Consider the following 7630-nt stretch of genomic DNA (forward strand, 5'->3'; position numbering starts at 1 on the left):
GCCTGGCGCGCGGCCTCGTACTCGGCCGAGGCGCCGGGGAAGGGGGTCTTGGCTTTCTCAGCCAGTTGCGCGGCTGGCTTCAACGCGGAATCTGCATTCGTCGTCATCGTTGCTCTCCCCGGCCGCCATGGACCGATGAACGCACGACTATGCCGCCTTGCCAGCAGGTTGTGGGTAGGATAAACGCCCGCCTGCTGGGCTATTCGCCCGCCACCGCAATCGTCTCCAGGCTCTTTCTCAGCTCTTTCTCCACGGCTGGGAATTCGCCCTTGGTGGAGTTGAAGTTGAACACCAGCATCTTGCCCCGGTGGGGGGTGACCATCATGATGTTGTAGATGTCGGTATCGATTGCGCGCGAGGTCATCTCGAAGTAGATCCACTGCTGGCCTCGCATGTCCAGGAGTTTTTTCTCCTTCCACTCGATGCCGGGGATGATGCGGTCGAAAAGGGTCTCGAACGAGGCCTTGGCCTGGGGCAGCTTGTCTTTGGGCAGGCCCTGGGGCTTGAGGTCAAAGGCGATGGTGGTGGTGCGCCGGGCATTGCCCACCACGAAGTTGGGCGCGCGGTTGGACGGGTATTTGCTGCCGATCTCCTCGGCCGTGAGCTGGGTGAAGCCCTCGGGCGCATTGAAGGACACGCCCGCATCGGGAATCGTGAACGTGGCCGCGCTGGCGGCGGTGGGTGCCAGGGCCGATGTCACGGCGGCCAGGCACAGGGTGAGAATCCAGTTTTTCATGGCGGTCGGGCACGTCACGAGCGATCAGGCGGGGCGTTTAGAACGTGTTTACGATCTCTACGGGGTCGCGTTGGGGCGCAATCGGGATGAGTGGATGCTTCGGGTGCGCCGCATGGGCTCGTGCCCATGCAAGCAGCCGGGGCGTCCAATCGCCCGATTTCGCCCCAACCCTTCGGGCAAGTGCCTTGCCGGGCGGTCTGCGGCGTTGCGGCGCTTGTTGATAGCCGAGCTATCAACTGCGCACCGCGCCTTGCATCCCATCCCGCCAAGGGACTTGAGCGACCCCGTAGAGATCGTAAACACGTTCTTAGACCGAAGCCTCCCTCCTCGTTGTGCCAGCTTTTTTGTAGAGCCGCCAGTATCCACACGCAGGGGCGTTTTACAGCGCCGTTGCAGACTTTTACTCTTTGGTAAGTGCGCAGTAGTTCACGCAAATGGCGACTGTGTGTGCCTCTCGTGTCAACGCGTGGGGCCGGCGCCTGCTCGAATGCGGCATCCCTGGTTGCAGGTGGGAGGTGCGCGCTTTGAGATACAAACACCACCATGCTCCAGAGTCCGTCCCAACCGCCAGTCTTCCAACCCACCTTCTCCCACGTGCCGCCCGGCCCCGTGGCGGGCCCTTTGCAGTTGTTGCCCGTCAACGCCACCGTGGTGGCCGTGCACACGGCCACGGGCGCGCATGTGGGCTCGCTCAAAAAGGTGGGCGGCACATGGAAGTTCAAGGCCATGGGCTACGACGCTGCCGGCGGCATGGAGCCGGGCCATGGCCCGCTGACGGACCAGCACAACATGCAGTTCGATACGCCCGATGCCGCCGAGGTGAGTGCCAGATTGCTGGGCCCGTGAGGGGGCATGGTGTCGGTGCGCTGCCCCTACAGCACGGGGTGCGGTGCAGAGCGTTCATAGAATGCCACGATGCCTCTTCTTTTGACCTGCCCGCTACGGCTTGCCGCGGTTCCCCTTCTTGTTCTGGCCTGCGCTGTGGCCCACGCCCAGATTGCACCCCGCCCTGCGGCGGCCCCCACGGCCGTGGCTGCGACTGCCAGCGCGGCATCGCCTGCGGCACCGGCATCCCAAGCGCTGCCACCCGCTGCAGCGGGCGCCGAGCCGGTGGACCGCAGTGCGGCCGCATCGGCGGCGTCCGGTGCCGCTGCTGTGCCCGCGGCGCCCCTGTCCCGCGATGCCCGGCGCATCTATGAGCTGTCGCGCGACAAACTGGTGCAGATCCGCACGCTGCTGCGCAATGCCGATACCCAGGCGTCGATCGGCTCGGGCTTTTTTGTCTCTGCGGACGGCCTGATCGTCACCAACTTCCATGTGGCCAGCCAGCTGGCGCTGGAGCCCGAGCGTTACCGCGGCGTGTACGTCACGATGGAGGGGCAGGAGGGCGAGGTCGAGCTGCTGGCGTTCGACGTGCAGCGCGACCTGGCGGTGCTGCGTGCCAAGGCCCGCACCGCAGCGGCGCCGGTGCTGGGCTTTCGGCCCGCCGCAGAGGCACTGGCACAGGGCGAGCGCATCTACTCGCTGGGCAACCCGCTGGACATCGGCTTTGCCGTCACGGAGGGCACCTACAACGGGCTGGTGCGGCGCAGTTTCTACCCGCGGATTTTCTTTGGCGGCACGCTCAACCCCGGCATGAGCGGCGGCCCTTCGGTGGACGATGCGGGGCGGGTGCTGGGCGTCAACGTCGCCAAGCGGCTCGATGGCGAGCAGGTCAGCTTCCTGATCCCTGCCGAGTTTGCCCAGGCGCTGGTGCAGCGCGCGGCCAGCGCAGAGCCCATCACACAGCCCGCTTACGCCGAAGTGACAAGGCAACTGACAGGCCACCAGCAGGTGCTGACCGAGCGGTTTCTGAAAGCACCGTTTCGTGAGCAACGCCACGGCAACTACCGGGTGCCGGTGCCCGACGACGCGCTGGCGCGGTGCTGGGGATCGGGGCGCGACCCGAACTTTCCGGGCTTGAACCTGGAGCGCACGCAGTGCCAGGCCGACAGCGATGTCGTGGCCGGCGACTACAGCACCGGCACCGTGGGCCTGGCCTATGAGGCCTACAACGCCCCCACCTTGGGCGCGGCGCGTTTTGCCCGGGTGTTCTCGCAAAGCTTTGCCAACGAGCGCTTCCAGACGCGTGGCAACCGCCACCAGACAGCCGTTGAATGCAGCGAGCGTTTCGTGGACTCCGGCAGCCTGCCGCTGCGGGCGGTGGTCTGCATGTCGGCCTACCGCAAGCTGCCCGGCCTGTACAACATGACCGTGCTCACAGCCTCGGTCAACCAGCCCACGCAAGGCATCCTGGGCCGCCTGGATGTGCAAGGCATTGCTTTTGACAACGGCATGAAGCTGGCCAGCCACTACCTCAAGGCGTTTCGCTGGGAAGCCGCACCATGATGCCCACCCTCGGCCTCATCGAAGCCTTCGACCGCCACGGCGCGCTGCTGGCACGCGCCCCCATCACCCGCTGGCCTGTGACGGTGGGCAGGGGCCTGGACTGCGACCTGGTGCTGGACGATCCCTTCGTCGCGCCCACGCACCTGCGCATCGACCGCCAGGAAGATGCCCCGCGCGCGGTGCAGGTGGAGGTGCTGCACACCCGCAATGGCGTGCGCCTGCTGCGCAGGCACTATGCCCAGGGCGAGCGCTTCGACTGGCCGGGCGACACCCCCATCGACCTGGGCCACACCCACGTCGCGCTGCGCCTGGCCGATGCCCCCATCGCCGACGAACAGGCGCTGCCACGGTTTCCGTGGAGCACGGTGGCCACCACGGCAGCGCTCATGGTGCTGGTGCTGGCGGCGGCATTGGGGTCGGCGTGGCTGGAGGCCCGAGACGCCTCGCAGTATCTGAAGGCTGTTCCCGGCATGTTGCTTGGTTTGCTGGCCAGCCTGGGCGTCTGGTCGGGCGCATGGGCAGTGGCCAGCAAGGTGTTCGGCGGCCAGCTTCGGTTCTGGCGCCATGTGCGCATCGCCTGCACGGCCGCCTTGGCGGTGGATGCGGTGCACCTGGTGGCGAACTTCGTGGCGTTCACCTTCTCGTTGGAATCCTTTTCGCGGTTTGCCAGTGTGCTGGTGGCACTGGTGCTGGCGGGGGCCTTGTATGCCCACCTGTCCACGGTGCTGCCGCGCCGCCGCGTGGGTCTGGCCTGGGCGCTGGCTGCGCTGGTGGCAGTGGGATTGCCATCGTGGCTGGGTGCGCAGTGGCTGAACAACATGCGCCTGTCGAACAAGCTGTACATGAGCAGCCTGTTCCCGCCAGGCCTGCGCGTGGCCCCTGCCGTGCCCGTGGACGAGTTCCTGAAAGACACCGGGTCGCTGCGTGGCAAGCTGGATCGCCGGCTGCGTGATGATGGTCAGGGTGAGGACGAATAAGAGCGGGTAAAGAATTCAGCGAAGCGGTTCTGGCCAGGCTGCGTCGCAGGCAGTACGGGTGGTACGACAAGACGCCGCCAGCCCTGCCGGCGGAACGACGGATCAGCGGGGCCAGGTGCGCAGCCCCAGGTCCTGGGCCATGCGCCGGTAGTCCTGCAGGCTGCGCTGCACGAAGTCCTCCAGCGCCGCGCCGGTGAGCGCAAAGGGGTACAGGCCGTAGCGGCTGCACAGGGCGGTATAGCCCGGGGCGGCCAGGGCCTGCTCGAAGGCGCTGGTCCATGCGCGCACCGCGGTGTCGGGGGTGGTGGCGGCCATGTACACGCCGCGCACGGTGGGCCAGGTCAGGTCGATGCCCTGCTCGCGTGCGGTGGGCAGGCCGGCGAGCTGGCCCTGCAGGCGCTGCGGCGCCAGCACGGCCAGGATGCGCAGGGGCAGGCCCTGCGCGGCGGCCTGCATGGCTTCGGCCGCGTCGCCGGTGAAGATGTCGAGGTGCCCGCCGCGCAGCGCCTTGAGTGCCTCGCCGCCGCCCTCGAAGGCGACGAAGCGCATCTTCTTGTGGTCCTGCCCTGCAGCGCGCACCAGCTGTGCGGCCTTGATCCAGTCCTGGCTGCCGATGGTGCCGCCCGCGCCGAACACCACGCGGGCCGAGTCGCGCTTCAGCGCCGCCAGCACCTGTGCCAGGTTCTGGTAAGGCGCGTCGCGGTGCACGGCGATCACGCCGTAGTCGGTGCCCAGCGTGGCGATGAAGCGCAGGGCACTCACCGGGTGCGGGCCGAAGCGGCCCTGTGCGATGTTGAGCAGCGAGCCGCTGGAGAACGCCACCAGCGTGCCCGGCCCGCCCAGCCGCCCCGTGGCCACCTGGTCGAAGGCCACGGCACCGATGCCGCCGGGCAGGAAGCGCGTGGGCAGCGGCGTGCGGCCCGGGCGCACGGCGAGGATCGCGTCGGCTGCGAGCCCGCAGGTCAGCCCGAAGCCGCCGCCGGGTTTGGAGGGAGCGATGCATTCCGCGGGCTCGGTGCTGGCATCGGCCTGCGCCGCGGTGTGCACACCACAGGCCAGGCTGCCGAGCAGGGCTGCCAGGGCATGGCGGCGCGAGCAATGGGTTGGGAAGGGCATGGGCATCATGGCTTGGGCCACCAGAATATCGCCAGCAGGCCCGGTCCCTCGGGGCGCGCCTCCAGCCGCAGTGCGCCGCGGTGCCGCTCGGCGATGGAGCGCGCAATCGCCAGCCCCAGGCCCGAGCCGCCGGCCGCCGCCTGCGAGCCGCGCCGGTAGCGCTGGCCCAGTGCGGCGCGCTCTTCGGGCGCCATGCCGGGGCCGTTGTCCTCGACGTTGACGCTCCAGCCCAGGGCGTCGCCGGCGGCCGACAGGGTGATGGTGCCGTGCGCGGGCGTGTAGGCGATGGCATTGGCCGCCAGGTTGGTGACGGCCTCGCGCAGCAGGCCGCTGTCGGCCACGGCCATGAACTCCGGGGCGGGTGTGTGGATGCCGAAGTCGATCTGCTTGGCGCGCGCCTGCGGCAGCAGCTCCAGCGCCACTGTGCGCAGCAGCGCGGCCAGGTCGAAGGGCGCGTACTCCACCGCGGCCGTGTCGCTGCGCCCCAGGGCCAGCAGCTGCTGCGTGCTGCGCGTGGCGCGCGCGATCTCGCCGCCGATGGCGGCCAGCGCATCCTGCACCTGGGCGGGGTCGGGCTCGCGGCGGGCGTAGTCGATCTGCATCTGCAGCGTGGTCAGGTGCGTGCGCAACTGGTGCGAGGCATCGTCCAAAAACTGCCGCTGCTGCGCCACCAGGGCCTGGGTGCGTGCCATCTGTTCGTTGACGGCGGCCACCAGCGGGCGGATGTCGGCGGGCAGGTCGGTGTCGGCAATCGGCGTCATGTCGTCGGGGCTGCGTTCCTGCACGCCGCGCGCCAGGCGCGACAGGGGCCGCAATGCGACGGCCAGCGTGGCAGCTGCGCCCAGCACCATGAGCGCCAGCACCAGGCCATCGCGCAGGGCGGCGCGCTGCACGAAGCGGCGCGTGAACTCCTGGCGCGACTGCGTGCTCTCGGCCACCTGCACGAGCACGCTGCCGGGTTGTCCGTCGGCCGTGGCGGGCACGGCGGTGTCGTTGGCATCGACCTTGCGCCGGTAGGCGGCCAGGCGCACCGATTCACCGAAATACTCCGCATCGTAGAAGCGTGGCACGCCGGGCTCCAGCGGGCCGGGCGGCAGGGGCAGGTCGGCGTTGCCCAGCTCCACCAGGCCGTCGGAAGACGCCACGCGGAAGTACACGTGGCCGCTGGCGGTGAGCTCGAAGAATTCGAGCATGGTGTAGGGGAGTTCTGCCGAGAGGCCGCCGGAGGCTGTGGAGATGTTGGCGTCTATGGACTTGAGAGCGCCGAGCAATGAGCGGTCGTAGGCGGCGTTGGCGGCTTCGAGGGCGTCGTGCCTGGTCATCCACAGTTCCACGCAGGTGACCAGGGCAAGGACGGGGAGGAGGAGGGCCAGGAGGCGCCAGAGGCTGGTGCGGCGCAGTCTGGCCCAGGGACTGCCGGGACCTGTGCTGGACGGTATTGTGGGCGCCATCTCAGTGGCACCTCGATGGTTTGGAGGATGGCTCTATGAATGGTTGCTCCGTGCCTTTGCAGTGGGCGGGAGCCGGGATGTGCGCCCGGCGGCGCACCCACTTTCTTTTGCTTCGCCAAAAGAAAGTGGGCAAAGAAAAGGCGACCCCCAGTCTGCGTCCCCCATCGCCCGAAGGGCGATGGGGACAGCCTGCGATGCTCGGAACTGGGGTGGGCGTCGATGAACTCGCTGCGTTCTTCGAACTCCGCTCAAACAGCATCGACGAGCCAGACGACGAAGCGTGTGTGTCCTTCGGCACACACGCCCACCCCAGCTCCTGCGCTTCTCGGCGCAGCCAGAAGGGGTGGGGAGCGGGTACCACCCGGCTGCTGCATGCGCAGCTACGCCGGGTGTCGGTTACGCGCTGCGCGCTGCCGACGGGCGGCGCAGCCGCCCTGCCCAGGCCGAGCGCAGCGACGGCAGACCGGGCCGAGCGAAGCAATGGCCCGTGTGGGGCCCGATCCCCACCCCTTCTGACCGTGCCGAGAAGCGCAGCGCCTGGGGTGAGCGCGTGCCGAAGGACACGCGCATCGTTGTCTGACTCACCGCAGATGTTTGAGCGGAGTTCGCCCGCAGGGCGAACGCAGCGAGTTCCGCGGTGCACCCCAGGACCGAGCATCGCAGGTTGCCCGTAGCGAAGCGAAGGGACACGGGCAGCGGGGTCGCCTTTTCTTTGCCTTCTTTCTTTTGGCGACGCAAAAGAAGAGACTGTCAGAAATTTTGTGTTCAGGGCATAGCATGACGACAGGAGCATGTATGCCAAGCAAGTTGAACAAGCCCACGAGGGTAGCGCCAGCGCTACCGTCCATCCCCAAAGAGATCCTTGATCAGTTCGGCCAGGGGGCAATGACCGCCGAGGCCATCAACGCCGCCTCCATGGCCTTCAAGAAAGCCTTGATCGAGCGGGCGCTGGGGGCTGAGTT

At 68.2% G+C, this 7630-nt stretch carries 6 protein-coding genes and 1 pseudogene; 4 read left to right on the forward strand and 3 right to left on the reverse strand.

The window, feature by feature from the left end:
- Positions 1-199: 199 nt before the first annotated feature.
- Positions 200-736 (reverse strand): hypothetical protein, encoded by a 537-nt coding sequence (locus ACK59X_RS32345; RefSeq protein ID WP_409963202.1) that lies wholly within the window; start codon positions 734-736, stop codon positions 200-202.
- Between the two features lie 543 nt (positions 737-1279).
- Here ACK59X_RS32345 and ACK59X_RS32350 point away from each other — a divergent pair.
- The 3 genes from ACK59X_RS32350 to ACK59X_RS32360 all read left to right on the forward strand — a co-directional run bounded on the left by ACK59X_RS32350 (position 1280) and on the right by ACK59X_RS32360 (position 4101).
- Entirely contained in the window at positions 1280-1582 is a 303-nt protein-coding gene (locus ACK59X_RS32350) for a hypothetical protein (protein WP_409963204.1), read from the forward strand.
- A gap of 135 nt (positions 1583-1717) precedes the next feature.
- Positions 1718-3124, forward strand: a complete 1407-nt coding sequence (locus tag ACK59X_RS32355; RefSeq protein ID WP_409963206.1) for a serine protease — start codon at positions 1718-1720, stop codon at positions 3122-3124.
- Positions 3121-4101, forward strand: a complete 981-nt coding sequence (locus ACK59X_RS32360; RefSeq protein WP_409963208.1) for an FHA domain-containing protein — start codon at positions 3121-3123, stop codon at positions 4099-4101. Before ACK59X_RS32355 ends, ACK59X_RS32360 begins: the two co-directional genes overlap by 4 nt.
- A 102-nt stretch (positions 4102-4203) precedes the next feature.
- Here the strand turns inward: ACK59X_RS32360 and ACK59X_RS32365 are convergent, their stop codons facing one another.
- Both ACK59X_RS32365 and ACK59X_RS32370 read right to left on the reverse strand, forming a co-directional pair.
- Entirely contained in the window at positions 4204-5217 is a 1014-nt protein-coding gene (locus ACK59X_RS32365; protein WP_409963210.1) for a tripartite tricarboxylate transporter substrate-binding protein, read from the reverse strand.
- A gap of 5 nt (positions 5218-5222) precedes the next feature.
- Positions 5223-6668, reverse strand: coding sequence for a sensor histidine kinase (locus tag ACK59X_RS32370; RefSeq protein ID WP_409963212.1), 1446 nt, complete (start codon positions 6666-6668; stop codon positions 5223-5225).
- A 795-nt stretch (positions 6669-7463) separates the two neighbouring features.
- Here ACK59X_RS32370 and ACK59X_RS32375 point away from each other — a divergent pair.
- A pseudogene (locus ACK59X_RS32375) lies at positions 7464-7630 on the forward strand (IS256 family transposase); the annotation flags it as partial.

This window comes from Acidovorax sp., from assembly GCF_046339755.1.
In the GTDB taxonomy this organism is placed as follows: domain Bacteria; phylum Pseudomonadota; class Gammaproteobacteria; order Burkholderiales; family Burkholderiaceae_C; genus Acidovorax.